Source organism: Oligoflexus sp. (genome assembly GCF_035638955.1).
Lineage (GTDB): Bacteria > Bdellovibrionota_B > Oligoflexia > Oligoflexales > Oligoflexaceae > Oligoflexus.
Genome location: NZ_DASQYZ010000083.1, coordinates 57,492 through 83,629, shown reverse-complemented (window position 1 = coordinate 83,629; position 26,138 = coordinate 57,492). Strand labels below are relative to the sequence as shown.

The 26,138-nt window shown below is 53.5% G+C and carries 27 protein-coding genes; 20 read left to right on the top strand and 7 right to left on the bottom strand.

The window, feature by feature from the left end:
- Positions 1 to 5 precede the first annotated feature (5 nt).
- The 3 genes from VE954_RS08180 (at position 6) to VE954_RS08170 (ending at position 2,577) form a co-directional block, all read left to right on the top strand.
- Positions 6 to 701, top strand: a complete 696-nt coding sequence (locus VE954_RS08180; protein ID WP_324951526.1) for a hypothetical protein — start codon at positions 6 to 8, stop codon at positions 699 to 701.
- 85 nt (positions 702 to 786) lie between these two features.
- Positions 787 to 1,950, top strand: coding sequence for a methylated-DNA--[protein]-cysteine S-methyltransferase (locus tag VE954_RS08175; RefSeq protein WP_324951524.1), 1,164 nt, complete (start codon positions 787 to 789; stop codon positions 1,948 to 1,950).
- 12 nt (positions 1,951 to 1,962) lie between these two features.
- Complete coding sequence (locus VE954_RS08170; protein ID WP_324951522.1) at positions 1,963 to 2,577, top strand: DUF924 family protein; 615 nt, start codon at positions 1,963 to 1,965, stop codon at positions 2,575 to 2,577.
- Here VE954_RS08170 and VE954_RS08165 read toward each other — a convergent pair whose 3' ends face one another.
- Positions 2,578 to 3,270, bottom strand: a complete 693-nt coding sequence (locus VE954_RS08165) for a hypothetical protein (protein WP_324951520.1) — start codon at positions 3,268 to 3,270, stop codon at positions 2,578 to 2,580.
- A 176-nt stretch (positions 3,271 to 3,446) separates the two neighbouring features.
- Between VE954_RS08165 and gap the strand changes: the two genes are divergently transcribed.
- The 7 genes from gap to VE954_RS08130 all read left to right on the top strand — a co-directional run bounded on the left by gap (position 3,447) and on the right by VE954_RS08130 (position 10,140).
- Positions 3,447 to 4,445, top strand: a complete 999-nt coding sequence (gap, locus tag VE954_RS08160) for a type I glyceraldehyde-3-phosphate dehydrogenase (protein ID WP_324951518.1) — start codon at positions 3,447 to 3,449, stop codon at positions 4,443 to 4,445.
- 180 nt (positions 4,446 to 4,625) lie between these two features.
- Positions 4,626 to 5,036, top strand: coding sequence for a pentapeptide repeat-containing protein (locus VE954_RS08155; RefSeq protein WP_141735337.1), 411 nt, complete (start codon positions 4,626 to 4,628; stop codon positions 5,034 to 5,036).
- Between the two features lie 27 nt (positions 5,037 to 5,063).
- Entirely contained in the window at positions 5,064 to 5,756 is a 693-nt protein-coding gene (locus VE954_RS08150) for an FAD-dependent oxidoreductase (protein WP_324951515.1), read from the top strand.
- 11 nt (positions 5,757 to 5,767) lie between these two features.
- Positions 5,768 to 7,567, top strand: a complete 1,800-nt coding sequence (gene xseA, locus VE954_RS08145) for an exodeoxyribonuclease VII large subunit (protein WP_324951513.1) — start codon at positions 5,768 to 5,770, stop codon at positions 7,565 to 7,567.
- The gene (gene xseB / locus VE954_RS08140; RefSeq protein WP_324951511.1) at positions 7,564 to 7,776 is read left to right on the top strand and encodes an exodeoxyribonuclease VII small subunit; all 213 of its coding nucleotides are present in this window, start codon (positions 7,564 to 7,566) and stop codon (positions 7,774 to 7,776) included. The genes xseA and xseB overlap by 4 nt, the downstream gene beginning before the upstream one ends.
- An 18-nt stretch (positions 7,777 to 7,794) precedes the next feature.
- Positions 7,795 to 8,535, top strand: coding sequence for a transporter substrate-binding domain-containing protein (locus VE954_RS08135; protein ID WP_324951509.1), 741 nt, complete (start codon positions 7,795 to 7,797; stop codon positions 8,533 to 8,535).
- Positions 8,536 to 8,547: 12 nt separating this feature from the next.
- Entirely contained in the window at positions 8,548 to 10,140 is a 1,593-nt protein-coding gene (locus VE954_RS08130) for a glycoside hydrolase family 44 protein (protein WP_324951507.1), read from the top strand.
- A 4-nt stretch (positions 10,141 to 10,144) separates the two neighbouring features.
- Here the strand turns inward: VE954_RS08130 and VE954_RS08125 are convergent, their stop codons facing one another.
- Positions 10,145 to 11,176: an acyltransferase gene (locus VE954_RS08125; protein ID WP_324951505.1), complete on the bottom strand. Its 1,032-nt coding sequence runs from the start codon at positions 11,174 to 11,176 to the stop codon at positions 10,145 to 10,147.
- 54 nt (positions 11,177 to 11,230) lie between these two features.
- On the bottom strand, positions 11,231 to 11,374 hold the full coding sequence (locus VE954_RS08120) for a hypothetical protein (protein ID WP_324951503.1): 144 nt from the start codon (positions 11,372 to 11,374) through the stop codon (positions 11,231 to 11,233).
- Between the two features lie 213 nt (positions 11,375 to 11,587).
- On the opposite strand from VE954_RS08120, the gene VE954_RS08115 reads away from it, so the two are divergent.
- The 5 genes from VE954_RS08115 (at position 11,588) to VE954_RS08095 (ending at position 17,518) form a co-directional block, all read left to right on the top strand.
- Entirely contained in the window at positions 11,588 to 12,160 is a 573-nt protein-coding gene (locus VE954_RS08115) for an HdeD family acid-resistance protein (protein ID WP_324951501.1), read from the top strand.
- 119 nt (positions 12,161 to 12,279) lie between these two features.
- Positions 12,280 to 13,764 carry a sigma-54 dependent transcriptional regulator gene (locus VE954_RS08110; RefSeq protein WP_324951499.1) on the top strand — a complete coding sequence of 495 codons (1,485 nt, stop codon included), beginning with the start codon at positions 12,280 to 12,282 and terminating at the stop codon, positions 13,762 to 13,764.
- Positions 13,761 to 14,072: a hypothetical protein gene (locus VE954_RS08105; RefSeq protein ID WP_324951497.1), complete on the top strand. Its 312-nt coding sequence runs from the start codon at positions 13,761 to 13,763 to the stop codon at positions 14,070 to 14,072. The genes VE954_RS08110 and VE954_RS08105 overlap by 4 nt, the downstream gene beginning before the upstream one ends.
- Positions 14,059 to 16,938, top strand: a complete 2,880-nt coding sequence (locus VE954_RS08100; RefSeq protein ID WP_324951495.1) for an ATP-binding protein — start codon at positions 14,059 to 14,061, stop codon at positions 16,936 to 16,938. The genes VE954_RS08105 and VE954_RS08100 overlap by 14 nt, the downstream gene beginning before the upstream one ends.
- Before the next feature lie 73 nt (positions 16,939 to 17,011).
- Positions 17,012 to 17,518 carry a DUF1993 domain-containing protein gene (locus VE954_RS08095; RefSeq protein ID WP_324951493.1) on the top strand — a complete coding sequence of 169 codons (507 nt, stop codon included), beginning with the start codon at positions 17,012 to 17,014 and terminating at the stop codon, positions 17,516 to 17,518.
- A 7-nt stretch (positions 17,519 to 17,525) separates the two neighbouring features.
- On the opposite strand, the gene rmuC is transcribed toward VE954_RS08095, so the two are convergent.
- Together rmuC and VE954_RS08085 are read right to left on the bottom strand one after the other, a co-directional pair.
- A complete protein-coding gene (gene rmuC, locus VE954_RS08090) occupies positions 17,526 to 18,881 on the bottom strand; it encodes a DNA recombination protein RmuC (protein WP_324951491.1) in 1,356 nt (451 codons plus the stop codon).
- A gap of 8 nt (positions 18,882 to 18,889) precedes the next feature.
- Entirely contained in the window at positions 18,890 to 20,233 is a 1,344-nt protein-coding gene (locus tag VE954_RS08085; protein ID WP_324951489.1) for a UDP-glucose/GDP-mannose dehydrogenase family protein, read from the bottom strand.
- A 230-nt stretch (positions 20,234 to 20,463) separates the two neighbouring features.
- Between VE954_RS08085 and VE954_RS08080 the strand changes: the two genes are divergently transcribed.
- From VE954_RS08080 to VE954_RS08065, 4 genes are all read left to right on the top strand, one after another.
- Positions 20,464 to 21,345 (top strand): GGDEF domain-containing protein, encoded by an 882-nt coding sequence (locus VE954_RS08080; RefSeq protein ID WP_324951487.1) that lies wholly within the window; start codon positions 20,464 to 20,466, stop codon positions 21,343 to 21,345.
- Positions 21,346 to 21,364: 19 nt separating this feature from the next.
- Complete coding sequence (locus tag VE954_RS08075; protein ID WP_324951486.1) at positions 21,365 to 21,922, top strand: hypothetical protein; 558 nt, start codon at positions 21,365 to 21,367, stop codon at positions 21,920 to 21,922.
- 146 nt (positions 21,923 to 22,068) lie between these two features.
- Complete coding sequence (locus VE954_RS08070) at positions 22,069 to 22,518, top strand: hypothetical protein (RefSeq protein WP_324951484.1); 450 nt, start codon at positions 22,069 to 22,071, stop codon at positions 22,516 to 22,518.
- A 41-nt stretch (positions 22,519 to 22,559) separates the two neighbouring features.
- Positions 22,560 to 24,758 (top strand): hypothetical protein, encoded by a 2,199-nt coding sequence (locus VE954_RS08065; RefSeq protein ID WP_324951482.1) that lies wholly within the window; start codon positions 22,560 to 22,562, stop codon positions 24,756 to 24,758.
- A 19-nt stretch (positions 24,759 to 24,777) separates the two neighbouring features.
- Here the strand turns inward: VE954_RS08065 and VE954_RS08060 are convergent, their stop codons facing one another.
- Complete coding sequence (locus VE954_RS08060; protein WP_324951480.1) at positions 24,778 to 25,173, bottom strand: hypothetical protein; 396 nt, start codon at positions 25,171 to 25,173, stop codon at positions 24,778 to 24,780.
- Between the two features lie 21 nt (positions 25,174 to 25,194).
- On the bottom strand, positions 25,195 to 25,566 hold the full coding sequence (locus VE954_RS08055) for a hypothetical protein (protein ID WP_324951478.1): 372 nt from the start codon (positions 25,564 to 25,566) through the stop codon (positions 25,195 to 25,197).
- A gap of 205 nt (positions 25,567 to 25,771) precedes the next feature.
- On the opposite strand from VE954_RS08055, the gene VE954_RS08050 reads away from it, so the two are divergent.
- Entirely contained in the window at positions 25,772 to 26,137 is a 366-nt protein-coding gene (locus VE954_RS08050; RefSeq protein WP_324951476.1) for a hypothetical protein, read from the top strand.
- The last annotated feature ends 1 nt before the right edge of the window (position 26,138 follow it).

Sequence of the window (26,138 nt, the reverse complement as noted above, 5' to 3'; positions counted from 1 at the left end):
CTTATATGAACATCAAGCTCCCATCACTCCTCCTCGTCCTGCTCCTGAGCGGCTGCAGCTCGAATTTATTTGAAAGCGTGGCCGACCCCGATCCAGCCGACGAAGCCACGGCCGCGATGGATGAACGCAAATCCGATGATGCGATCGATATCCTGGAAAAAGCCTTGCAGAAGGAACCTGAGAACTGGCTCTATGTATCCCTCCTGGCCAGTGCCAAAGCGCAAAAAGCCGGTGTGGATACAACCGATATCGCCCTGGAAATGGCCAAAGGCGGAGAATCGTCTGGCAATCCCTTGACCGCCCTCTTCACTGTTTTGCCTTCCGCCACCTCTGATGTGCTGGACCTGCTCCAGGAAGCCACCGAACTTCTCGCCAGCATTCCTGCCGATCAGCTCGAGGACGGTGATGCGTTCAAGATTTCGATGTTCAATACCGCCTTCACCGCACTGCAGGCCAAATATTTTGATGCCGATGGCAGTGGCTCATTCAGCGTCGAGGAACTGCAAAGCCTGGACGAAGAGGCTGCGATCAACATTCTCAATAGTCTGCTGAACGCGGAAAGCGCAGCTACCATCTATCAATCCGCCGGCGGAACCGGTGATGCCACGAGCAATGTCAGCCAGATCAGGACCCAGATCGATGCCCAGCCCGGCGATTCCCAGGCGGAAAAACTGCGAAGCTATTTGGGCACAGGATCCTGACCATACAAATTTCCAAAATTGGACTTGAAAACCGAACGCTCCCGCTGCCACATAGGATCTGCATATCCTAGGGAGGGAGCGGCCTATGCGCAATTACTGTTATTTCCCCACGGCCATTGGCCCCTGCGGCCTTTTATGGAATGAGACGGCGATTGAACGCGTGCAGTTACCGGAAAAAACGCCAGCCGAGGCCAGGCGGCGCCTCACGGATCAGATGAAACCTTGCCAGGAAGTGGACCTGTCTCTTGCTCCCGCCTGGGTCCAGGATGCCGCCCAGCGGCTGCAAACCCTGCTCCTGAAGGGACAAATGGATTTATCGTCCATCCCCATTGATATCAGTCGCATTCCGCCTTTTTTTCGTCAGGTTTATGAAGCGGCGCGCAGGATTCCTCCTGGGCAAACCTCAACCTATGGAGCCCTCGCGCTGGCCGTCGGTTCACCTGGAGCCGCGCGCGCGGTTGGGCAGGCCATGGGAAAAAATCCGCTGCCGCTTATCATTCCCTGTCACCGGGTGATGGCGGCTGGGGGCAAACCAGGTGGATTTTCCGCGTTTGGTGGGCTTATGACCAAACAGCAAATCCTGGCGATAGAAACGGCAGGTTCCCTCGACTGGCATCAGGATTTTGCGGGCGCGTCGGCTCACGCTGTGGCTTATTTGAAAAAACAGGATGATGTTCTTGCGTCTCTGATCGAACGCGTTGGCGACTGTCGTCTGGTCCCGAAACGAGGGACTTCCGTCTTTGCGGCTTTGGTGGAAGCCATCATTTATCAGCAGCTGCATGGCAAGGCGGCCGCCACCATTTTTGGCCGCTTTCGCAGTCTTTATCCGGAAGGTTCATTTCCTTCACCCGAAGCCGTTCTCAAGACACCGGAAGATACCTTGCGTAGTGTCGGCGTCTCCCGTTCCAAAATGCTGTCCATTCTTGATCTTGCCGATCGCGTGAATCGAGGGCTTATCCCGGAAATGTCGCAGCTCGCTGGCATGTCCGATCAGGCCGTCATCGACGCTTTAACCCAGGTGCGCGGCATTGGTCCCTGGACTGCGGAGATGCTTTTGATCTTTGACCTGGGACGCCTTGATATTTTGCCGGTCACTGACTATGGTGTGCGGAAAGGCTTCGCTCTGACTTATCGCAAACGCGAGTTGCCCTCCCCGGAAACCTTGCTGCGTCACGGGGAACGATGGAAACCTTTTCGGTCGCTGGCCTCCTGGTATCTATGGCGGGCTCTCGACCTTAAAACCTCATGAAGAGAATAAATCATGACCCATTTTACGGAACCCTTGATTAAGACCATTCATGAACTCTGGTTTGGTGAACTTGATGCCGAAGGCCGAGCGCTACCTGAAAAATCGCGGCGCTGGTTCGCCAAGGATCCGGAGTTCGATAAACTCATCCGCAAGCACTATCTCGAATATATCGATCCGGCTTTTATGGGAGCTTTTGATCGTTGGATGCAAACCGATGAGGGCCTGGTGGCATTGGCCATCATTCTGGATCAGTTTCCGCGTAATATGTTCCGCAATTCACCCCGGTCTTTTGCTTATGAAAAGAAAGCTTTGACCTTTGCCGGCAAGGCTCTGCAGGATGACCGTTTTCTAAAAATGCCGGCGGTTTATGCTTATTTCTGCCTGATGCCGACCATGCATTGCGAGGATCTCAAGATTCAGGACACCGGCCTGGATGCGTTCACGCGACTTTTGACCAGTGTTTCGCCTGCCCATAAGGAAATGATCGGTGGGGCCCAGCGGTATGCAAAAGCTCATCGGGATATCATTGAGCGATTCGGCCGTTTTCCGCATCGCAATGAGATCCTCGGCCGTCCTTCGACACCCGAAGAACTGGCCTTTCTGAAGGAACCAGGCTCAAGCTTTTGATTACATCGCGCCACTCCATTTCAGGTTAAAAAAGACCTGAAAACTGCCGGCGTAACGAGTCCCGGGCTTTTGGTCGGTAAAAAGTTGTTCTTTCAATCCGGGATAGTAGAGCTCGGTCCATTGAAAAACAAAAGATGCAGCCCGGGCCAGTTTCAATTCCAAACCAGCCGTCGCCTCAAAACCGAAGAGGTCGAGATCATTCTGATCCCATCCGCGCCGGTATCGATCGCCCCCTGCCTGCAAGCTGAGCACGGGCGAAAGGCGGGCGTCCTGCCACGGATGAACTTCCACTCCAAGCATCAATCCATATTGCGTGGCAAACAAGGCGTCTTCCTCCTCCTGGGTTTGATAACGCAGGGATTGGCTGACAGCCAGCCAGGGCGAGGCATATTCCAAAAGCCGTAGCTGGGCCCCAAAGCCGTCGCGAGCCATCAAAAGCCCGCCGCGGACGGCAGCATCCTGGCCGTTCGGAGCCCGGTGATGGCGCACGTATCCGTTGGAAGTTTCGTGCTTATCCACGGCCATCGGCTCAGCTTTATTTTCATCCAAAACCTCAGGATCCGGCGAGGCAGGCTCCATCGGCAGCTGGGCGGTTGGCGTCGGCTTGCGGGCCTGACTGAAGCCCACTCCAGCCTCCAAGCTGAGCCAAATAGCCAGAAGACCAAGGAAAAAGCGGGCATCATCGAAACGCATGCGGGGTCCTCGCACATTGGATTTATCTAAGTCTATTTTACTCAGTTTGGGCGCAAAGAACAGATTTGGAGCCCAGAACTCAGCCCCAGGCCGCGGCTATAGCTTTTTCCAGGAACCGGGAGTATAAAAGGCCTGCTGTTTGATACATAGAAACTGACCAGTTAGGAGTTGGGATCATGACGGTAAGAATCGGCATCAACGGTTTCGGTCGCATTGGTCGCGTCGTGGCACGTGCAGCGCTCAAACGCAAAGACTTTGAAATCGTCCATATCAATGACCTGACCGATACGAAGACGCTCGCGCATCTTTTCAAATATGATTCGGTGCATGGTACGCTGGACGCCACTGTTGAAGCCGTGGCCGATGGCATCGTTGTTAATGGCAAGAAAATCACAGTTTCGGCTGTGAAAGATCCACGGGAAATTCCCTGGGGCGATAAGAAAGCCGACATGGTTTTCGAATCCACGGGCCGGTTCCGTGATCGCAAGGACGCTGAGCTTCATTTGAAGGCTGGCGCTAAAAAAGTTCTGATCTCTGCGCCTGCCAAGGGCGAGGACTTGACCGTGGTTTACGGCGTAAACCATGACAAACTCAAGCCTGAAATGACCATCGTTTCCAACGGCAGCTGCACCACCAACTGCCTGGCTCCCGTGGCCAAGGTTCTGAACGATGCCTTTGGTATCGAATTCGGTCAGATGACAACTGTGCATAGTTACACCAATGATCAGCAGCTCCTTGACCTACCCCACTCCGATTTGCGTCGGGCACGCGCGGCTGCTCTGAATATGATCCCCACTTCCACCGGCGCAGCAACGGCCATCGGCCTTGTTTTGCCGGAACTCAAAGGCAAGCTTGACGGTATTTCGATCCGTGTTCCCACGGCCAACGTCTCGGTTGTCGACCTCAACGTCATGGTGAGCAAAAGCACCACGAAAGAGGAAGTGAACCGGGTTCTGCGCGAAGCTGCGGCGAGCGGTCCTCTCAAAGGAATTTTGAACTATACCGAAGAACTTCTGGTATCATCCGATTTCAATGGCTCGACCTATTCGAGTTCGATCGATGCGGATAGCACGATGGTCATGAGCGGCCGCATGATAAAAGTGTTGGCCTGGTATGACAATGAGACTGGCTTCAGCAATCGTATGCTGGATGTCGCAGCTCTGATGAGCAAGTAGGTCAAATTCGAAACGGTGTTGAATCCAAGTGAGGCACACCGTGCAAAACAGCCAGGATGGCTCCCAATAGGATGCCCCTGGCTGAATTCGTCTTTGCAAAAGCAATCGGCGCATATAAAGTAGATAATCTATACAATTACGTCGTCGCCCGCACTGTTAGCGAAGCTGCCTGAGGTGGACATGAGCAAGAATTCGGAAAATCTGGTAACTCTGACTCGGAAAGAGGTTCTCGAAATCCTGGCCGAGACCAAGGAACTGGTTGGCTATGACATGCGAAAAGCCAACCTTGTGAAGGTGGATTTTTCCGGCTGCGATCTCCGCAAAGCCAACCTCTCTTATGCCAACCTGAAGGACGCCTCCTTTCGGGATGCAGACCTGCGTGGCACTTCGCTGTGGAGTGCAAATCTTGAAGGTGCAGACTTCACCGGTGCAAATCTGGAAGATGCCGATCTCGACTATTCCAAGCTGCGTGGCGCCATTCTTTACAGGGCAAACATTCGTCGAGCCACTCTACCGACAGAGTTGATCTCGCGCGAGGACATCATGGCCTCAGTGCAAACTGGCTGCAAAGTTGGTGTGAAACGGGTCTGATGCCTTCTCAATTGAAGGAATCATCAGGTGAAAGATACTGCTCGGGCATTCCGCGCTACTGTGCGACGGATCGAATATATTGGTCGTCGCTACGCGATTATTGAAGCGCAAGTCTCACCCGATTTTATTCATAGTCCCGGCCAGTTCACCAAAGTTGCCTTCGTGGATCAAGAGGGAACCTTCGAACGCTACTATTCCATCGCCTCGGCACCCCATGGCGATGGACGCTTCGAACTTTGTCTCATTCTCGATGAACAAAGAACGCGGGACCTTGTCGAGGGCTGGGCTCCGGGCTCAATCTTTATGTGCAGTGCTCCGGCAGGTCGTTTTACGATCCCTCGCTATCATCGGCCTATCGTCTGTATCGCAGGCGGCTCGGGCATCACTCCCCTCAAGGCTATTATCGAAGACCGTCTGAAACAAAGGGACGCTGCCCCTACGATTTTGCTTTACGGTTGCCAGAGTGATGCGGAAATTCCTTTTTATGATGACCTGAAACGGCTGGCACTCCATCATCCCTCACTCAACCTTCAAATTTTTGCGGATGATACTGCCTTGGGTCGTGCCCAACCGGGTCGACCTTTGGATGAACTGAATCATTTTATATTAGCGGATGCTGATTACCTGCTGTGCGGCCCGCCGGCTTTTATGGAAGCCGCCCGTAACCTGCTCGTGCAGCAGGGCGTTGCGCCGGATGCCATCCACCAGGATCGCTATTAGGACCCAATCGTATGAGCGTCTATTATATTACGCAGTCCCAGTGCATTCTTGTGAGTGGCAAAACCTATCCCTATCGCGAGGTTCTGCGGAATCTTGGAGGCCAATACCAGGCCCAGGATAAAAGCTGGCTGCTCCCACTGAACGATGAGAGTCTGCAAAAAATTGAAGAGCTCTGTCGCACCATAGGCGGTGGACCCCAGAAGGTCGCGCGCCCGGCTCCAGCTCCAGCTCCGGCTTCAGCTCCACCTCCACGCGCCGCTGCCGCTGCCGCCGCCGCCATCCCCAATGAAACTTTGGTTTCGGACGCTGGTTTTGAACCCGTCACTTCCCTGCACGGGGAAGGGCTCACCATTGCTGAACTGATGCAAAAGCTGCAGCTGGCAATTTCCCACAGCTTCCCGCGCAGTCTCTGGGTCATGGGCGAAATCCAAAATTTCCGGCAAACTGCGACCGGATCCTATTTTCAGCTCGCTGACTTTAAAGAAGGCGCCTCACGTTCTGCGACCATGACGGTGAATGCCACCATCTGGCGAAGCCAATGGCTCGATATGGAACGCAAGCTGGGCCGGGATACATTGAAGGAATTGATGGCCGATGGTCTGCGCGTCCGCATGCTGGTCGATATTTCACTCTTCAAGGATCGGGGCCAGATCAGTCTTCAGGTGCAGGGGATCGATCCCACCTTCACCAAAGGCAGCCTCGCCCTGGCTCGCGAAAAATTGCTGCGGGAATTGCGCACCAAAGGTCTGGATCAGAAGAATAAACAACTGCCGTGGCCGGCCTTTCCTCTGCGCATCGGTCTGATCAGCGCCGATGAATCGCGCGCCAAGAGCGACTTTCTGGATCAACTTCTGGTTTATGGTTTCCCTGGCCAGGTGCTGTTTTTTCCCGCTCAAATGCAGGGTGAAAATACGCTCCGGGATGTCGTGTCCGGCATCCAGGCCCTGGAAGCGCGGCACTGCGATATGATCGTCATCACACGAGGTGGCGGCAGCGCGGCCGATCTTCGTTGGTTCGACAGCCCTGAGATTGCCTATTCCATTACTGCCGCCCGCGTACCGATCGTTGCCGCCATCGGTCACCATGAGGACGTCTGTGTCGCGGAAGAAATCAGCGCGCGTCGGGAAAAAACCCCGACCGCGGCCGCCGATTTTTGCGTGCATCTTTTGCAAAAAACTCGCGAGCGCATTGAACAGCTCAGCCTCGTCATGTCGCGTTCCATGGATGAACGCGTGCGCCTGCAAACCCAGATCCTCCAAAATCTGAAAGCCCGCCTGCACCTGGGCACCAAACAGCTCACGCACCAGCATGAGTCGCACCTGCAAACCGTTCGTAACGAGCTACAGATGCGCAGTGAGCGTCGGCTTATGCAGTGGACCACGCAAACGCAGAATCTGCGCCAGAACCTGTTCCAAAGACTGCAGTTCCTTCTGCGCGAGCAAACCAACCGACGCCAGCGTTTGAGCCAGGACCTGCATCATCGGGCCCTGACCGCCTTGCTTCCCAAGCGCTATGAGATCGAGGACCAGAAACGTGCGCTCGGGTCCATGATGCGCGAGACTCTGCAGCAGCAGCGGGAAAAAATTCTCCATCTGGAGAAATTACTCATTCAAAGTGATCCCCAGCCGTGGATGGCTCAGGGCTGGACCCAGCTCTTTGCTGAGGGCCGCAAACTGGATCGAGCCGATCAACTCGAACCCGGCATGCATGTCCGGGCGCGATTGATTGATGCCCTGCTTGAATTAAAACTGGAGAGTCTGACTCGACTCGATCCGAACAAGTCTGCTATAAAGAAGGAGTCTTCCCTATGAAAGAATCACAAAGTTATCAGAAGATGCTGGAAGAGGTGGAAGGGCTCGTTCGCGATATCGCGGCGCCTGACCTGGATCTGGATGTGATGGTGCAGAAAGTTGAACGCGGCTACGAACTGATTCGTAGCATGAAATTGCGTCTGGAAGAAACCAAAACCCGAATTGATCAGCTGCATCAGCGTTACGATGAGTCGGAAGCTGGCACCTGAATCAGTAAGTGGAGCAGCATGCGGCGATCACTCTGCAAACTCATCCTTGGGATCGCCAGTTTTGCCTCCACCCACCCCACGTGGGCTGCTGATACCGTGACGCCTTCACCCGCTCTGCCGGTGGCACGGGTGTCATTCACGAACTTTCCTCCCTGGTGTGTAAAAGGCAGCAATGGCCAATACCAGGGTATTATAGTGGATTATCTGCGTGATTTGGCCAAGGACGTTAATTTGGGGCTTCGCGAGGAAGTGGTTCCCATCGCCCGTCTGCATCACAGTCTGAGTCATGGCAAAATTGATCTCTTCTTTTCCCGAGTTCCTGACAAGGGCTTTGACTGCTGCACCTCCCTCGGCAAGGCCTTTGATAGTGAAATCATCATACTTGGCAGAAAATCCGGCCCGGAATGGAACAAAAACACGGACGTCCATTCGATATGCCGTACAGGGCTGAGTGGTTATAGCATTCCAGGTTTTCGGATGTTCGATGCGGATAGTCTCGAGACCTGCATTCGGATGGTGTCCCGCGATCGGCTCCCCTTTCTCATGGGCGAGCGCCTTTCCTTGAGCCAAACTTTACAGGCACAAACAGCTGAAGTCATCGCGCTCTTCGCCGCGCCCCAGGTTGTCGAAACCAGGAAATTTCACTTTTTTATCACGAAAGCCCTGGATCAAACAACCTTTGGCCCTCTCATTCGCAAAGCGACCGCACAAAGAAAACTCACGGATTATATCAGCCGCTATGCGGATACCAAACCATAAGGGAACTTCGGCATGGCCACCTCCAGTCTCGTCACCCTGCTCGCGCTTACAGCCTCCACATCGTCAGTCACCATTCAGATCGATGATCGAACGCCTGGCAAACCCATCAGCGATCTTATCTATGGGCGCAATGATCTGTCCTTTGGCAAGCATGATACAGACCTCACCTATCCTATCGTGCGTTTTGGAGGCAATGCCACCTCACGTTACAATTGGCAGCAGAATGCCTGGAACGCTGGAAAAGACTGGTTTTACCTTAATATCGTCTTCCCCTATCAACCACGCGTGGGCAAATTCTCCGGTAACTTTTCCTATACGGATGCCATCATCCTCAAGCAGAGCAGCCTCGGCCAGGATACGCTCATCACGATCCCCATGATCGGCTGGGTTGCTAAAAACAGGGAAACGGCCTGGGGCTATTCCATAAAAAAGTTTGGCAAACAGCAGCAAACGGAACAGGATCAGAGCCGCGGTGATGCCGGCAATGGTCGTCTCCCGGATGGTTCACCACTCAAAAAGGGTTCACCTGTCGATACGTCGGTCGCAGCCACTCCCGAATTCATGGGTCAATGGGTCAAACACAATCTTGCCTTAACGTCCAAACATGTTCCCAAAGGGCCCATGGTCCGCTTCTATGCGCTTGATAACGAACCCATGCTCTGGCACGACACGCATCAGGACTTACGCTATGGTGACCCCAAGTTAAAGTCACCGGAGGTCGGATATGACGAGCTTTGGGAACGCACAGTGGCTTATGGAACGGCGATTCGCAAGGCGGATCCGCAGGCAAAAATTCTGGGTCCCGCGGAATGGGGCTGGTGCAGCTATATGTCTTCGGCCCAGGATCAATGTAAATCCGGACCAGATCGCGCGGCTCATGGTGGCAAACCTTTGCTTGCCTGGTATCTCAAGAAGGTCTGCGAGCATCAGAAAAAAACTGGAATTCGACTCATCGACTATCTGGATATCCACTATTATCCCATGACCGAAAAGTCGTTGGAGGATGAATCCCATGAAGGTCAAAAGCTGCGCTATGAAGCCACACGCAGCTTGCATGAAAAAGGCTTTAAGGACGGCAGCTGGATCGAGGAATCCATAGAACTTGTTCCCCGCATGAAAAAATGGATTAAAGAGGAGTGTCCAGATACCAAACTCGCCATCACCGAATATCGTTTTGGTGCCGCCGCCGAGGGACTCTCGTCGACCCTGGCCAACGCCGAAGCTCTCGCTATTTTTGGTCAGCAGGGTGTGGACCTCGCCACGTTCTGGGGTCATATCCCGAAGGATTCCAAACTGGAAGGGGCGTTTGCGTTGTATTTGGATTATGACGGCAAGGGCGCTTCAGCCCGCAGCGGGACTTCACTTAAAGCCATTTCGAGTCGATCCGCTGATATCCCAGCCTATGCCATCCAAACCAAAGACCGCATGCTGGTTTATGTCTTTAACAAAAGCCAACAGGATTATGCCGTGGATTGGCAAGGTTTGAATCAGTGGAAAATGGAACGATCGTTTGTTATCAACGGTCGCCAGAAACTCAGTGAAGCGAAGTCCCTGGCGAAAGTTGAAGCGCGATCAGCAGCGCTTTTTGAATGGCGTAAGAAATAACGAGTCAAGCGACGGTTCCAAACCGAAACACATGGCGCAACTGCAGGCGGCGTCCTATCAAAACCAACGCCACCGGAATCATGATACCGGCGAGGGATGCCAGCACCAGATGCAGGGTCACGTCATGGCTCTTGAATCCATGCAAGAGGATCGCTCGCATCGTGGCGGAAGCGAGGGTATGGACCAGATAGATTTCAAGTGAGAGCCGACCAATCCAGCCCAGGCCTCGTGTCACAGACCAGTCGGCCGGTAAGCTCATGGCCAGCCACAAACTGGCTAACACACCAGGAACAGCCCAAAGAATATTGGAATGCAAAAGATTGTCGGGTTGCATCATCGCACCCCAGCTGGTCAGAGCGAATCCCGACAGGATACCCGTCCACCGCAAGGAGGGTGAGGCCAGTCGCATTTTTTCAATGAGTTGCGGCATGATGCCGAGCACCGCGCCCGCGGCGAACCAAACACCATGAATGCATACCAGGTCCCACATCGCCCAGACGCCCGTTCCATTCTGAGTCAAATGGAGAACCAGGGCTGCCAACAGAAGCACCGGAGCAGGAACCCCAATACGCCGCAATCCCAGCCAAAGCAGGCTTAAGAGCAGAAGCACATAGAGAAACCAGAATTGCATCACGGGCTTCCAAAGGATACCCAGCAAATGCATCCAATCATATTGAGCAGTCGTGTAACTCGACATTCGAATCTGGACCAGAGTCTGGAGCACGGACCAGACGAGATAAGGCCAAAGCAGGGTTTTGGCGCGATCTTTCAAGGCGCGATCCAACGGTTTATGGACAGCTTTTTCCATAAAAAAACCGGAGAGAAGGAAGAATAGAGGCATGTGAAAGGAATAAATCCAGGCGTCCAGAGCATGTGACCAACCAGTCGTTGGCAGAAGCTGGGCATTTTGCAACCCGCGCAGGGCATGACCTAAAACCACGAGCAAAATGCCCCAGCCTTTGGCTGTATCGATCCATGACTCCCGGGACGGAAGCCTTGACTGAACTGAAGTTGCGCGACCGGAAACTGACTGCATGCGACGCCTCATCAATTATGGCGTAGCCCTTTTAACCGGTTTCAGGTCGCTTTGTCAAAGCGAATTCGCATGATTCAAGGCCGCACGAGCGCGAAGCGAATCAAAATCCTGGCGAAAGATTTCGTTCTCACGATTGTAAAAAAATTCCTGCCGGTGATGATTCGAAAACTTGCGGATCAAATTAAGTAAGTGATGCATGGTTTTTATCCTCTTCCAAACTGGTCACAACCAATACAGACTTTGTGCCAAAACTGTTTAGCTATTATTCCAGGCAGTTACCTTACAAAGGCTGCAAATGCTGTCCGGATTTGGGACTGGGGACTTTGCTTAGGCGTCCTTCCCAATAGAGAGACGACTGACGATCCATTATGGTGCAAGGATTGAGAACGCTTTTTGGAAGAGGAGTTCGTGATGGAAACACAACTTGGACGAAGCTGGTCGATGTGGATGGTGCGCGGGATCGTGGCCCTGCTCTTCGGGCTGGTGGCGCTGATTTCGCCTTTTGCGACGTTGGCCTCACTGATCATGGTGGCGGCAGCCTTCATGTTCGTCGATGGTATTTTCGCCTTTTTCTATCTGTTTTCACGTCGTGGTTCGCCCTTCTGGTGGACCTCGTTTTTTGAAGCTTTGGTCGGCGTTGGGCTTGGTCTGGCGCTCTTCATGTGGCCCGGTATTGGTCTTCTGACCTTCCTTTATTTTCTAGCAGGCTGGGCTGTCGTGAGCGGCATCTTTGAAATTGCGACTGCGATTCGACTGCGCAAAGTGATTGAACGCGAATGGGCCTTGGGACTTGCAGGATTGTCCTCCATCGTGTTTGGAGTGGCCATTGTAGTTTTTCCGGGACTGGGTGTCATTGCAACGAGCTGGATGCTGGGCGCCTATGCCATCATCTTTGGAATCCTCATGGTGAACACTGGCGTCAACATTCGTCGCGAACAGCATAAGGATAAAATTGGTGGCATGGGGACACCCAAAGCTATCTGATTTCGCAACGATACTGGCAGCTGATACCAACCCTTCCGACTGGCCGGGGATGCTGAAAAGCGATGGACTTTCGTCCCGCATTCGGACATCCTCGGCTCGACCAGCTGGAAGGAGTCCTCATGCTGCAAAAACCTGCCATCCTTCATCTGGATGACGATCCGCTGTTTCTCGATCAGGTTCGCGATATCCTGATACCGATCGGCGTCCAACTGTCGTCCTTCACCCAGGCCCAGCAATTGCTTGAGGCCCTCCCGGCCATGGGCGAGCCAGCTGTCCTGATGCTTGATATCTATCTGGATCGACCCGGCCCTGATGGGAAGGCGCTGGCCCAGCAACTGCGAACGCGACTTCCTCAAACTTTGATCGTGATGTGTTCCGATCTGCATGATGCCTCGACCGTACGGGACTGTATTGCTCGCGGTGCAGATGATTTTCTGTTTAAAGGCAGCGATATGGAACAGATTCGGCGGCGTATCGAAGCAGCCGTCACCGAATATCATCGCCGTCTCGACCAAAGGCAGAAGCAGCGGACCATGACCGCCATGCCGCAGGTGGTGGGTCGCACCTGCCGCGAACTCTGCGAACGTATTCCACGCATGATCAGTTCCGCGCTGACATCCGTGCATGTTTTTGGTGAAACCGGAACAGGCAAGGAAGTGATCGGCGATCTCTTCGCTCATTATATAGGCGAGCGACTCCCATTTGTTCGCATTCATTGCGGAGCAATTCCAGCTGGTCTGATCGAAAGCGAGCTCTTCGGCCATGTGAAAGGGGCTTTTACCGGCGCCCAGAACAATAAAATTGGTCTTTTCGAACAGGCCGATGGCGGCTGGGTTTTTCTGGATGAGGTTGCCACCCTTAGCGCACCGGCTCAGGTGGCCTTGCTGCGGGTTTTGGAGAATCAGGAGCTGCGTCCCGTCGGTGCTTCGCAAAACAAGCGGGTGCATGTGCGGGTCCTCTCGGCGACCAATGAAAATCTGGAGCAGCTGGTCCAGGAAGGCAAATTCCGTCGGGATCTCTGGCAAAGGCTTTGTGAAGCCGTTATCACGCTGCCGCCCCTGCGCGAACGCATGGATGAATTCGATGAGCTGCTGCAGAGCTTTTGCCAGACCATGCGTGGCGGTCCCTATGAGGTCAGCGCCAGCGCTATTGAAGTTCTCAAACACTATGATTGGTCGAACGGCAATATCCGTGAACTGCGCAACTGTCTGCGGGCTATGACCGAGCACGCTTACGGTGGAGTGATTGCGCCATCCGCCATCCCTGCCTTTATCTGGGAACAGGTCAATAAGCCGAAGAAATCAGAAGGCCTGAGTCTGAGCGCGGATACGCATCAGCGCCGTATTGTGCTGGAATGGGGCGAAGATGAAGAATGGACCTATGAAAAATTGATCATGCGTCTTTTGCTCGCGCTGGTGACAGCAGAATATCAAAAGCAGGGACGGCTGACCTTGCGGCAACTGGCCAAAAATTTGGGAATCCCTCGTTCCACGCTGTCCACCAAACTGCAGGAGTTGGTGAAGATGGGCTTGACCACGGCTCCGGAACTGCGCGGCATGGTGAATGTCATGGCTGAAACCGAAACTCCGGAGACACGCGGATGAGCAATTATCCCATCCAGGCCCAGATCATTCGGGACGCCCAAACCAGCCGACTGGTGATTGAAGGCCCGCGCCATCCCACTGAACAGGAAGCTTGGCGAAAAGCCCATCATGATTATCTGGCTGCCATGCGCAGTCTGCGATATTTAGCGCAAAAGGCTTTGCAAACCCCGTTCGATACTCCAGAACAGGCCGCGCAGAAAAAGGAATCCCTCGAACGGCATATCAAGCACCTGGAACAATTTGAACAGGCTGTGGTCCAGCCCCTCCTTCAGGAATTGCCGCGGAGCCCGACTGATGTCAGCCCATGATACGCGAACCTTGCGTTTATTTTTGCCTCGGCTCCCAAAACTTCACGCGGAATGGAAAGCGGACAGCTGGATCGATGAACTGCTGCAGGTGAACTGCGGCGAAACCCTGGGCAGTACGATCGGGGGCACCTCGGATCGTCGCGTTCTGGATTCCTGCTCCATCAGTCGCGAAGGCTTATCCTATCGGCTGCAAATCAAAAAAGGCTGTGTCTTTGCCGACGGCCAGGAGATGACGGCCGACGATATTATGGATACACTTTTGCGGGTGGGGGGACAGCCTTTCCATCCGTCGGGATTGGGCCGTATTCTGCGCTTTACGGGCAGCGAAATCGGCAAGAGTTTTCGGGTGCTGTCACGCTATCGACTGGAAGTTTTGCTGAATCGCGCGGTTCCGGATTTTTTGGAGAGATTGAGTCACCCCTCCTGTTTTCTGCACCGACGCGGTCAGGTGAATCTGACCAGCGGTTGCTGGCAGCTCGTCTCGGAACAGCCTCATGAAATTCAGCTCCGCAGCAATGCGCGTTTTTCCAAGGACCCGAAGCGCTACGAACTTGTGCGCATTCAAAAACTGGATGCCGCGCTTTGGAAAAATGATGATTTCGATGAAGCCTTTGTCGCCATTTTTCCCGGCGATACCTTTCCCTCGCCGGCCGGCAATATTCTCAATGGCCGCAGCACGACCATTGCCAAGCAAAACATTCTGCGGGCTCTGTGGCTGGCTCCAGCGGCCAAGCAACCGGATCCGAGTCTGGCGCAGGCCATCACCGACTACGCCCGGCAGCGTTCGCTCTGGCGTAAAAAACCTCTGCGCTCCCTCTTTGAGAACCAAAGGTTTCAACATGATCTGCCGCTCCGGGATATTGCCGATAAGCCAGGCCCCGGCACGCTCAATATTCACTGCCTGGCGCCCGAACCGGCCACGGCATTTTTGGAAGATTTTCGGGCCTTTTTAAAGAGTCGCTGGAGTTGGGATCTGACCCTGCAGACCCAGCAGCCGGCCGATGCCGTTCTCTTTAGCCTTTTTGAAGGGAGCGCGGATGAAGGCGAAAGCACCTTAAGCATGGCCTTCGGTTGCATGGACCATCTGCATAGGCAGCTGCATGGCATAGGCCAGGTGGCGTTGAAAAAAATCGTGCAGGAAGATGAAGCCTTCCGTCGGCAGAAGCTGATTCATGAGCATCTGCATAAGTTTTCGCACAATCCTGCTTTGATTCCTCTCTATCGAACGCCGCTCCTCATTCATAGCAATCGGAATCTGCATCGCGATGCCGATGGTATTCCCCTCCTGCTGCTGACCCAGGTCGGTGACAGTCTGCGCCGCGAGCAGACGGATGAACTGCGTCAGGCGTCATTAAGCGCTCTGGGTTCCGCGGTGCAGATGCTGGTGCATGATGTGAAACGGCCGTTTGCCATGCTGCAGGGCGTTCTGACTTTAATGGCCTCGCATGAGGATCCGGAACGCATCCGGGATCTGGCCAGAAACTGGCTGCCCGAGGTCAAGCGCATGGCGCACACCGTGCAAGAGATGATCAGTGATGTCCTGGAAATGGCGTCCAATCAGGAAATCATGACCGAACCACTCAGCCTTTTGGATGTTGTGCATGATGCGCTGAATCTTTTAACGGCCGCAGGCAAGAGCGTGCAGCTGCGTTTTCAGCCGCAACATTCCCTCATGTTCGAAGGCGACCGTTTTCGGCTGGCCCGGGTGTTTGCCAACCTTCTGAACAATGCAATCCAGGCCACGCCTGATCAAGGCACCATTACCATTAGCAGCAGTGAGGAGCATGCGGGCTCCCGGAAATGGCTGCGCGTGCGCATTCATAATACGGGATCGTTTATTCCGACCGACAAGCGGCAGCGTATTTTCGAGGCTTTTTTTACGGAAGGGAAGCGTCAGGGCACGGGTCTTGGTCTGGCCATCGCGCAAAAAGTCATCGTGAGTCACGGCGGGCAAATTCTCTGTGAATCGCATGAGTCCGATGGCACAAGCTTCATTTTTACCGTGCCGGCTTCCTATCGTGCCGATCCGAAAAGCGCCCTGGAAGAACGGGACCTGAGTCATATCTTTCAACGGCTGCCACCGGTCCTGCAGCCTGCGGTGACAAAACCTCAGGGCTCAAGGACTCTGCGCATCCTCCTGATTGATGATGATTATCTTTATACGAGTTACATGGGGGATGTGTGGCAAACTCTGCGTTCCACGGGCCTCGACCTTCAACTTTTCACGGCCGAGGACGCGCGGCGGGCGACGGATCTTGTGGAAAAAGATTCCTTTGATCTGATTCTGGTCGATTATGAATTGGGCGCCGATGATGGGCTTGCGTTCATTCCCAAGCTGCGGCAGCTGCAGCCGCGGGCGCTCATTGGCTTGCATTCGCATCATTCTGGCATTGAACTGCGTGAAGCTGCTCTGCAGGCCGGCGCGGACATCTTTGAACCCAAACCTTTAACGGCACAGCTGGCCCAACAGCTGCTGGCACGTCGTCTGGAACAGAAGGATGCGACCCTGCCTTGGCTCATTTTGGTCGAGGACGACCCGCTTTATCAGGATATGTGGCGTGATCTATACCCTCAGCTGATTTGCTTTGCCTTTCCTGAGCAGCTTCTGATCGCCGTACGCCAGGATCCTGAACTCCTGAGCCGGGCCCAGGCTTTGATCACCGATCGCTTTTTCGTTGGCAGTGAAATGCAGGGGATTCAACTGGCGGAACACATTCACTCCCTGCGCCCGGAATTGCCTATCCATCTTTGCAGCCAGATTCATGACCGCACCAGTCCGTCCACGGTATTCAAAGGCTTCGTGGCCAAGGATCCAGAGGCCATTCAGTCGTTTTTACGAACGTTGCGCCCGCCTTCAACAAATTGACAGGCTCAGGAATTTGCCTTGCACACCCCAGCCCGGTTTGGTTAGCTGGGGCGTAATCTCGCAAGGAGTTGCCATGTTTTACGAAATCACGATCACTCAATTTGTTAAAATGTTGAACAACCTTTCGACCTTCATGGAAAAAGGTGTCCAGTTTGCCGAAACGAAGAAATTCGATGTGGAAGTTTTGCTGAATGGACGGCTGGCCCCGGATCAGTTCAACCTCATCCGCCAGGTCCAGATTGCGTGCGATACAGCAAAATTGGGCGCATCACGCTTGACTGGCAAGGAAGCACCGAGCCATGCTGATACTGAGAAGACGCTACCGGAATTGAAGGCACGCATTCAAAGCACCATCGCTTATCTGCAATCCTTCTCACCAAACGATTATGTCGAAGCTGCGAGCCGGAAGATCAGTCAACCACGCTGGGAAGGTCAGTGGCTGACAGGCGAAGAATTTGCCATTCATCATATGATCCCGAACTTCTATTTTCACATCACCACAGCGTATGCGATTCTGCGCCATAACGGAGTGGATGTCGGTAAGAAGGATTATCTCGGCATGATGCCGTATAAGAAATAAGCTGTCCTTAGATGAGTTCCTGATTCTGTAAAAACCGCGGCTGCTGATCCAGAATGGGGGCTTCCTTGATTTCCTTCTTCGGGTCATCAGCCTTAAGGTCCTGGAATCGACGGGCGCTGACCAGCACCCGGCTTTCCACCGTCCCAACGAGTCGATTGTAAGCCTGCATACTGGACCCCAGGCTGCGCCCCATATCTGACAGATGACTGCTCATATCGCTGATTCGCTGGTAAAGTTCCTTGCCGAGGCGACAGATTTCCTGGGCATTACGGGCGATATCCTCCTGCCTCCAGGAGTGGGCCGCAGTGCGGAGCAGAGCGATCAGCGTCGTGGGCGTCGCAATCAAAACCCGATGATCGGCGCCGACTTCAATCAAACTGGGATCAGCCTGGAGCGCCGCACTGAAAAAAGCCTCGCCCGGCAAAAACAGCAAAACAAATTCCGGTGAATTGTCGAGCTGATCCCAATAGGATTTTTGTCCCAGGGCCTGAACCTGCTTTCTCACCTGGGCCGCGTGCTGCTTATAATGCTCCTTGCGCCGATCATCATCGGCACAATCCACGGCTTCCAGATAAGCCTGCAGGGGGACTTTGGCATCGATGATAATCGATCGATTGCCAGGCAAGCGGATGATCATATCCGGCCGCAGACGGCCGTCGGTGCCGAGGTGTGTTTGTTCTTCAAAATCACAGTAAGGTAGCATGCCCGCAAGCTCCACCACGCGGCGCAGCTGAAGTTCCCCCCAGCGCCCCCTGGTGGTGGGCGAACGCAAAGCCGTGGCGAGGTTGGATGCCTCCAGCTGCAAACGTTTCTGGGCATCCAACAAGAGACTGATCTGATCCTGCAGGCCGTGGTAAGCGCCGACGCGCTGCTTTTCCAGATCCTGGATGCGTTCTTCCACTTTACCCAAGGATTTATTGATAGGCTCGATCAGCTGATCCACGGCCTGACGCCGTAGGTCGAGTTCACCTGTAGCCTTGGCCTGATGCTGCTTGAAAACGCTGTTCGCCAGCTGCAGGAAGGATTCCGAACTTTGCCGCAAGGCGTCGGCTGACAGCGCCTGAAACGACTGGCTCAGCCTATGCTCGGCTTCCTGAAATGTTTTGAGCCGTTCTTCGTAGGAGGATTTTTGATAATGCAGCTCAGCTTCCTGACGAGTGCAGCGCAGATTGAGTTCCTGCTGCTTCTCCTTGGTATCCCTGAGCAAAGTTGCGGTTTCCAAAAAACGCGCCCGATGCTCCTCGGCTTCCTTGCGCGCATATTCCAGACTCTGCGCCGCCGTTCGCACCCGCAAAGTCTGAACCAATCCAAAAGCCACACCACCTGCCGCCAGCATCAGAGACAGTATCAACCACACATCCATTTGTCGTCTCAGATAGGAAGGGATCGCGAATCCGGGCGTCCGACGCACTCATAATGAAATCCGCGACTGATGAGATCATACGATTCATACTGGTTGCGCAAGTCAAACAACGCGCGGCTGGCCATCATCTGCCCCACCTTATCCCAGTTAGGTCTTTTATATTCGCTCCACTCAGTCACCAGCACCAGAGCATCCGCGCCGCGAATGGCATCATAGGCGCTATCCGCATAAGTCAGACGCTCATGCTCACCAAATTCCTTGGCAAAGTTGGACTGGCCCTGCGGATCATGACCAATGACAAAAGCGCCCGCATCCAACAGACGTCTGATGAGGACGGTGGCCGGCGACTCGCGCACATCGTCAGTTCCGGGCTTAAAGGTCAAGCCCCAGACCGCGACGCGGCGACCTGCGAGGTCACGGAAATGCTGAGCGATCTTTTGAAAGACCAGATTTTTCTGCCGATCATTGGCTTCGGTCACAGCATTGAGAACTTTCAATTCCACGCCATGCACGATTGAAGTTTTCAAGAGGGCCGATACATCTTTCGGAAAGCAGGAGCCGCCATAACCAGGACCAGCATACAAAAATTTGCGGCCGATGCGCGCGTCCGAACCAATGCCAAGACGCACCTTATCAATATTCGCTCCCAGGCGTTCGCACAGAAGAGCCATCTCATTCATAAAGCTGATACGAGTGGCAAGCATGGCATTCGCACCATACTTGGTCAGCTCACTGGACCGGCGATCCATGAGCAGAAGCTTGCCCTGATCATCCATGATAAAGGGCCGATAAAGATCGCGGAACGACGTTTCCGCTGTAAAATCATTCAAGCCCACGACCACGCGATCCGGCTTCATAAAATCAGCGATCGCATCGCCTTCCTTCAAAAACTCTGGATTGGAGGCGACGACGACCTGAAACTTAACCTTCCGCTTATCCAGCTCGCGATCGATGATTTCCTCGACGATATCGCAGGTCCCGACCGGAACGGTCGACTTCACAACCACGACCATATCTCTATTGACCAAGCGGCCCAGCGACTCCGCCACGGCCTTGACGTATTTCAAATCCGCGGAACCGTCTTCACCTTCCGGTGTGCCGACCGCGATAAAAACCATGTCCGCCTCGGCCAAGGGTGCTGCCAGTTCGGTGGTGAAGTGGAGACGCTCGTGTTCGACGTTGCGACGGATCATGCCTTCAAGGCCTGGCTCGAATATGGGGCAAACGCCATCCTTCAGAAGGCGAATCTTTTCCTGGCTTAAGTCAACACAGGTCACATCGTGACCAACTTCTGAGAGACAGGTTCCAGTTACCAAACCGACATAACCTGTTCCGACCATCACCACGCGCATGGACTACCTCTACTCAATAAAATATCCAATCTTCCTTAATTACTAGACACATTTCACCAAGGCAAGGCCGACTTGAGTACATCAAAAAGGCGGCCCGCAAGTCCCTGAGATTACCAGAAGCGCGTCCACTCGAACCGGCGCCGGATTGCGCCGTTGGCCCGGACATGTTATCCTTGAAGCAAGACCGCAATCTTGTTCAATGACGCCTAACCATCGAGTGTTCCACTACAATGGCAGACGATAAAACCATAATTGCTGACCCCGGTTCGAGCATCTTCAATCCACCCAAGAAGTCGGCTGCCTGTCTTGTTCAGTACAGCGGCACCAACCTGGGCAAACGGTATGTTCTCGACCAAAAAGAGATGGTCGTTGGTCGAGCGCCGACGGTTGAGATCGTGGTCAATGAGCAAAGTGTTTCGCGCAGTCACGCCCAGTGCCTGCAGCAGGGCGATGAAGTTTATGTCGCCGACCTGGGTAGCTCCAACGGCACTTATGTGAATGATAAAAAAATCAGTACACGTCAAGTTTTGCGGGACGGTGACATTATCCGTCTTGGCAATATCGTTTTCAAGTTCTTTGCGCAGGGCAATATTGAGAACGTGTTCCATGACAAGATCTATCGCATGGCTACGATCGATGTCGGCACCAATATCTTTAACAAAAAGTATCTGGTTGAGGCGTTGGAAACCGAAGTGAAGTTTTCCCGCGCCTATGGCCGTCCTCTCTCGATCATTTACTTTGATCTCGATTTTTTCAAAAAAGTCAACGACACCTATGGTCACGGTGTCGGCGATGGCATCCTGCGGGACTCAGCGACTCTGGTGAAATCCATCATACGGAAAGAGGACATCTTTTGTCGGTATGGCGGCGAGGAATTCGTGATTCTGCTCCCGGCGACTGATGCGAAAACAGCTTATGAGCTGGCGGAGCGGATCCGGAACAACTTTGAAAACCATAAATTTGATATTCAGGGGCATTCGATCAAGCAAACCCTGTCCATAGGCGTTTCTCAGCTGAATCCCAAGATGACCACGCCTGATTCGCTACTTGAGGACGCGGATAAAAAGTTGTACCAATCCAAGACAGGTGGCCGCAACCGAGTGACCATCTGATCTCAATAAGGATGCTGACGTGCAAACTCGCGGACTCGTACCCTTGCTGTTTCTGTTGACGGCCTGCCTCAGTTCACCTGAACCGGAAGTCAACTATCCCCTGGCCGCTCATGAGGACAAGCCTTATTTTCAGGCTTATGAGGCGGCATCGGTCAAGTACGATGTCATCCATAACTTCGAGACCCGGTTCAAGGCGCAGATCACCCGCGTGACGCCTGCCTTCCAACAGGCCCTGACCCAACGTTATGCTCATATTTGGAATGAACCCCAGCCGCTGATCCAGGATGCCGCTGCGAAAACCGCCTTTTTCGTGACGATCTATACCGCCAACCAGGAACTGGAAAACGTCGCGGACGCGGACCTTTGGAATATCCAGCTTCAGGTTTCTGGCCAGACGCTCAAGCCTTCCGCCATCAAGAAGCTCAAACCCAAGGAACGATGGCAACCCTTTTTTCCTGAAATCAATCATTGGAGCCGTGAATTCCTCCTGCTCTTTGATCGCCAGCCTGACAATGGTACCGAGCCGATGAAACTCACCCTCAGTTCACCCGATGGTTCCGTGCGCGCCGAATGGTAGGAAGCGTCTGCAAGAACTGCGCTTTTCACCGAAACTCCGCAAAACCGCCCAAGCCCTTATAGGCCAAGGATTTGACAGCACTCGCCCCTCCCTTGATACAATAGACTTGTGAGCAAGCCAAGCATCAGGGGAATCAGGAGGCGTCCATGTCGCGTTATGATCGCCGGGATATCATGATGGAACTCATCGAATTGTCACGGGATATAAAAACGGAGATCATGCAGCAGCTGAATTATTACCGGGCCAGTGTTTACAAAAGTGAAACAGCTCTTCTGGTTGAAAACCGAATCCAGGAATTGCAGCTGGTCGCCGATCTGATCGGTGATGACGAATTGCAGGATGTGTTCCGCGACTACGAAGCCTTGAAACGCAACGGTTTGCTGCTGGCCACTCCTGGTGAATGCTTGCTGAGCCTGCGCACCATGAATCTGCTGCAGGCCACCGATCGGATCTTTGCTGATCTGATCAGTCGGCATGCCGCAAGCAGCCCGCAGGATACCCTGCAATTCTCGCGGCACATTCAAAAGCATCGACGTCAACTTTTATCTTTGTGCCGACAGGGTTCACGTCAGTGGACATTTTTTAGTACACTCTAGGTTCCGCTTCTCGTCACGCGTGAATCAACGAGGCAATTCTTTTGATCAAGTATAGTCTGATCCCCATTTTGGCGGCTCTTTTGCCCTTGCTTCTGCCGATGGGGCGCAATTTTGAATACGAATATACTACGCTCAATGCTTATGCCTGTTTGCTCCTGATTCCCTTCGGGGCATTGATCGACCCTTCCTTTTTGTCGCTTAAAAAGCGGCTGCTGTTCATGCTCGCGGGCGTGATCGGTAATCTTCTGCCAGCTCTTTTGGTTTTCGGCTGGAACGTGTGTCCATGTGCCAGCGGCGAATTTCGCACGTTCTGGTGGCTCCAAACCCTACCTCATCTGACTCTGGGGTTTGCGGTGGGGAGCTGGATTGAACACGCTCGTCGTCAGGGTCTGTCGCGCATTCGACTGCTGCTGATATGCGGTGTGGTGCTCTTTACCAGCTGTCTGCTCCTGGCAGCACAAATCTGGTGGGAGCCACAGAAGCGAGCCACGCATATCTTCGCTGGTTTTTTACATGGCGCCATCTATGATAGCTGGATTCCCCTGGATGCCGGTGTCGCGTGGATGCGTATCAGTCATATCTGTTTGGCGCTAGCGTTGCTGATCGGTGTCATCCTGCAGAGCCGCCGTCTGCGCTGGCCGGCGGTAACGCTCTGCCTGGCCGCATGGTTGGTCTGCCATTGGCAGGGACGCCAGAGTCCAAGCCAATCACATGGCCTCGCCGCCTTGATTACGGCTATGCCCGAGACGAGGTTGGGTCCCGGTTTCACTCTTCATTATCGCAACCGACCTTTGGATGGCAATTTTCAACGGCGCCTTGAAAATATTTATCAGTCCGCGCGTTTTCACAGTCAGGATCTGATGCGTCTTCTGGCGGTCGATCAGCCAGGTGTCCATATCTTTGTGTATCCGGATCGGGAGAGCAAAAAACTTTGGTTTGGCGGTGACGGAACGGATATTACGGATGTCGTAACACCCTCGATCCATATCACGCTGGATGGGTGGCCGCACCCAACCCTGCGCCACGAGCTGGTGCATGCCATCGCCTCGCGCTTTGCCTACCACGGCATAGGTTTTCATCCGAATATGGCTTTTACGGAAGGCCTGGCTGTGGCCCTGGCGCCCCGCGATGATGATATGAGTCTGCATGAAGGCGCTGCGGATATTATTCAAAATCGCCGGGTGGCGCAGATTGAACAGCTTTTTTCACCCCTGTTTTGGAGCGAATCCGGCAGCCGAGCCTACACGGTGGCCGGGTCTTTGATTCTTTATCTTTTGGAGCAGGGCGGTCTGGATAAGGTCAAAGCACTTTATGCGGGTTCCAGTTGGGAAGAGGCCTTTGGTCAATCCGCCGAACACATCATTAAAGCCTGGCAAACCTATCTGCGCGCCCACTATACCCGGGTCGGGCCCGCGTTGCAGGCGGAGTCGCTGTACCGTTATCCTGGAATTTTGCGCGACGCTTGTCCGCATAGCAAAGCCATGCTGTCCAAAGTGGATGGCATTTTTCTGGGGCAGCGGCAACCGAAAGGCTGGGTTCCCGCTCAGGATTATTGGCCCTGGCGCGTGCGTCTCGATCAGGATCCTGGGGCTCGCATTCTGGTTCTGCAGCAGCGCTTCAGGGTCATGGCTCAGGGCGATCCCGATCCCAGCTTCGATGCGGATTTGAAAATTCTGAATCCTCATCCACCCAGGATTATGGAAAACGTCGAGGCCTTTATCCTGGCAACCGATCGGCGTATTCAGCTGGGTGAGTGGATCGAAGCCCGGGATGACCTGAAAGCCTATATTAATCTGGTTCAGGAACTGCATGTCGGTGACGGCCTTTTGCGTCAAATGTGGGTGCGCTGGCTCCTTTTACGCGACGTGCCTGAGGATCGCAATCGCAGCTGGCTAAGGCTCCTGGCCGGCATTGAAAAGCAGCTGCCCGATGACCTGCCCGCGGATGTCAGCTGGATTGAAACCTATCTGTTTTTGCGCAACAAGCCCTCGGCCCTGATCAGCATGAAACATCTGGATCGCATGTCCCAGATTCCATTGCCCGATGAATTGCCAGCGACGTTTCGCCTCGAATGGTGGAAATTTTTAGGGGAAGGTTATCTGCAGAAGGGGGATTTGCTCCTGGCCATTGCCATGTACAACCGGGCTGCGATGATCGCACCGGAAGGCAGCCGCGCCAGCCTTAAGCTGGTGGTGGAAGAGCTGAAGTTCAGAAAAAAACCTCAGTCCGCCGTGAACTGAGGCTTTTTCGGTTGGGTTTTCACTCGTTCGTTGGCTTCATGCCACGAAGGTTGGAAGCATCGTAGTTGTAAGTGCGTGGCAGGTTTTTCGCCTGACGGATCAGGAATGCCTGCTGGTTACGCAGATACTGAACGATCTTCTGATTCTGCGGATCGACTTTCAGAGTGTCGATGTTCTGCTGAATGCCCTGAATTTTCTCGACATCATCCTCTTTCGTATAGATCTGATCGAGGATGCCGTTGAACTTGTTCTTCTCATCTTCGTTAAGACCGGTGGTGTTGGTATAACGGTGATATTTGTTGACGGACATCGGTTCCGTGTCAATGACCACGGTACCGTCTTCCTTCTTCTCTGTAATCACACCAGGATTGGTGTAAATCCCTGCTTTCGAAATAAGGTCACCGATATGTGGCATGAACTTCCCCTTTCCCAAACCTTAGAGTTTCGAGTCGTCAATCTTATAGATCCTTGGGCTGATGCCCTCGGAATTCATGATGTGAGCCATTTCCCCTTCCAGATAGCGGGTTAAAACCTGCTTTCTGGGGTCGCTGCGCATCTCTTCCACGACGCCCTGGAGCAGCGATACCCTTTCCCGGGGATCCTTTTTTTCCCGCACGGCGGTGATGATGGTTTCAAACTCACCACGCTCCTGCGGAGTCAAGCCGTTGATATAGCCAATGTTCCTGGCTTTATCGAAGTTTGGGCCTTCTTTTTCGACGATCAGCGCTTCTGTCTTCTGATCCCGGCCAAGGATTACACCGGGATAACCGTCCCGATTGAAGTAGTTGTCGCCCACTTTGAATCCCATGGAACCTCCTGATAGAGGGGCCTATCGAAAGAATACAAGTTTTTTTAGCCCCCCTCAACTGACCGAAACGACTCAATTTTTCCTAGTTTAACCGGGTAAATACTGCCTATAATTTTGGCTTATGCTGTTTAAGAAATACCGACAAAGCACCGATAGAGAAGAGAATCCGGGAGGTTGATGGTATGTTCGACAATAGGGTGAGGTCATGGGACAGGTCATTGAGCTAGCAAAATTTCGATCAGTGAAAAAGCGGTCTTACTTAAAAAAGTATGAGTCGCAGATCCACAAATTCGTCACTCATTTCATACACCGCAACATCCGTTGCAGCTTCGAATCCATCAGCCAGCATTATATTGCGACGAAGCAGGCGGAACAGGCCACGGCCTGGGACTATTATGATTTGCGGGATAGTTTGAAGGACGCCATCCACGAAGTCTTTGGCGAACAGATCTGGCTGGAATGCAATCAGAACTACTGGTTTGATTCCCGCTATATCAGCCGTGAAGACCTTGTGGAAAGTTGCATCAGCCAGATGATTTTAGGCGCGGACGTTTCAGTGCAGAAAAGGTGAG

What these genes read in the sequence shown, in the direction of transcription:
- VE954_RS08180 (WP_324951526.1), top strand. Translation starts at nt 6, where the DNA reads ATGAACATCAAGCTCCCATCACTCCTCCTCGTCCTGCTCCTGAGCGGC.
- VE954_RS08175 (WP_324951524.1), top strand. Translation starts at nt 787, where the DNA reads ATGCGCAATTACTGTTATTTCCCCACGGCCATTGGCCCCTGCGGCCTT.
- VE954_RS08170 (WP_324951522.1), top strand. Translation starts at nt 1,963, where the DNA reads ATGACCCATTTTACGGAACCCTTGATTAAGACCATTCATGAACTCTGG.
- VE954_RS08165 (WP_324951520.1), bottom strand. Translation starts at nt 3,270, where the DNA reads ATGCGTTTCGATGATGCCCGCTTTTTCCTTGGTCTTCTGGCTATTTGG.
- gap (WP_324951518.1), top strand. Translation starts at nt 3,447, where the DNA reads ATGACGGTAAGAATCGGCATCAACGGTTTCGGTCGCATTGGTCGCGTC.
- VE954_RS08155 (WP_141735337.1), top strand. Translation starts at nt 4,626, where the DNA reads ATGAGCAAGAATTCGGAAAATCTGGTAACTCTGACTCGGAAAGAGGTT.
- xseA (WP_324951513.1), top strand. Translation starts at nt 5,768, where the DNA reads ATGAGCGTCTATTATATTACGCAGTCCCAGTGCATTCTTGTGAGTGGC.
- xseB (WP_324951511.1), top strand. Translation starts at nt 7,564, where the DNA reads ATGAAAGAATCACAAAGTTATCAGAAGATGCTGGAAGAGGTGGAAGGG.
- VE954_RS08135 (WP_324951509.1), top strand. Translation starts at nt 7,795, where the DNA reads ATGCGGCGATCACTCTGCAAACTCATCCTTGGGATCGCCAGTTTTGCC.
- VE954_RS08130 (WP_324951507.1), top strand. Translation starts at nt 8,548, where the DNA reads ATGGCCACCTCCAGTCTCGTCACCCTGCTCGCGCTTACAGCCTCCACA.
- VE954_RS08125 (WP_324951505.1), bottom strand. Translation starts at nt 11,176, where the DNA reads ATGCAGTCAGTTTCCGGTCGCGCAACTTCAGTTCAGTCAAGGCTTCCG.
- VE954_RS08120 (WP_324951503.1), bottom strand. Translation starts at nt 11,374, where the DNA reads ATGCATCACTTACTTAATTTGATCCGCAAGTTTTCGAATCATCACCGG.
- VE954_RS08115 (WP_324951501.1), top strand. Translation starts at nt 11,588, where the DNA reads ATGGAAACACAACTTGGACGAAGCTGGTCGATGTGGATGGTGCGCGGG.
- VE954_RS08110 (WP_324951499.1), top strand. Translation starts at nt 12,280, where the DNA reads ATGCTGCAAAAACCTGCCATCCTTCATCTGGATGACGATCCGCTGTTT.
- VE954_RS08105 (WP_324951497.1), top strand. Translation starts at nt 13,761, where the DNA reads ATGAGCAATTATCCCATCCAGGCCCAGATCATTCGGGACGCCCAAACC.
- VE954_RS08100 (WP_324951495.1), top strand. Translation starts at nt 14,059, where the DNA reads ATGTCAGCCCATGATACGCGAACCTTGCGTTTATTTTTGCCTCGGCTC.
- VE954_RS08095 (WP_324951493.1), top strand. Translation starts at nt 17,012, where the DNA reads ATGTTTTACGAAATCACGATCACTCAATTTGTTAAAATGTTGAACAAC.
- rmuC (WP_324951491.1), bottom strand. Translation starts at nt 18,881, where the DNA reads ATGGATGTGTGGTTGATACTGTCTCTGATGCTGGCGGCAGGTGGTGTG.
- VE954_RS08085 (WP_324951489.1), bottom strand. Translation starts at nt 20,233, where the DNA reads ATGCGCGTGGTGATGGTCGGAACAGGTTATGTCGGTTTGGTAACTGGA.
- VE954_RS08080 (WP_324951487.1), top strand. Translation starts at nt 20,464, where the DNA reads ATGGCAGACGATAAAACCATAATTGCTGACCCCGGTTCGAGCATCTTC.
- VE954_RS08070 (WP_324951484.1), top strand. Translation starts at nt 22,069, where the DNA reads ATGTCGCGTTATGATCGCCGGGATATCATGATGGAACTCATCGAATTG.
- VE954_RS08060 (WP_324951480.1), bottom strand. Translation starts at nt 25,173, where the DNA reads ATGCCACATATCGGTGACCTTATTTCGAAAGCAGGGATTTACACCAAT.
- VE954_RS08055 (WP_324951478.1), bottom strand. Translation starts at nt 25,566, where the DNA reads ATGGGATTCAAAGTGGGCGACAACTACTTCAATCGGGACGGTTATCCC.
- VE954_RS08050 (WP_324951476.1), top strand. Translation starts at nt 25,772, where the DNA reads ATGGGACAGGTCATTGAGCTAGCAAAATTTCGATCAGTGAAAAAGCGG.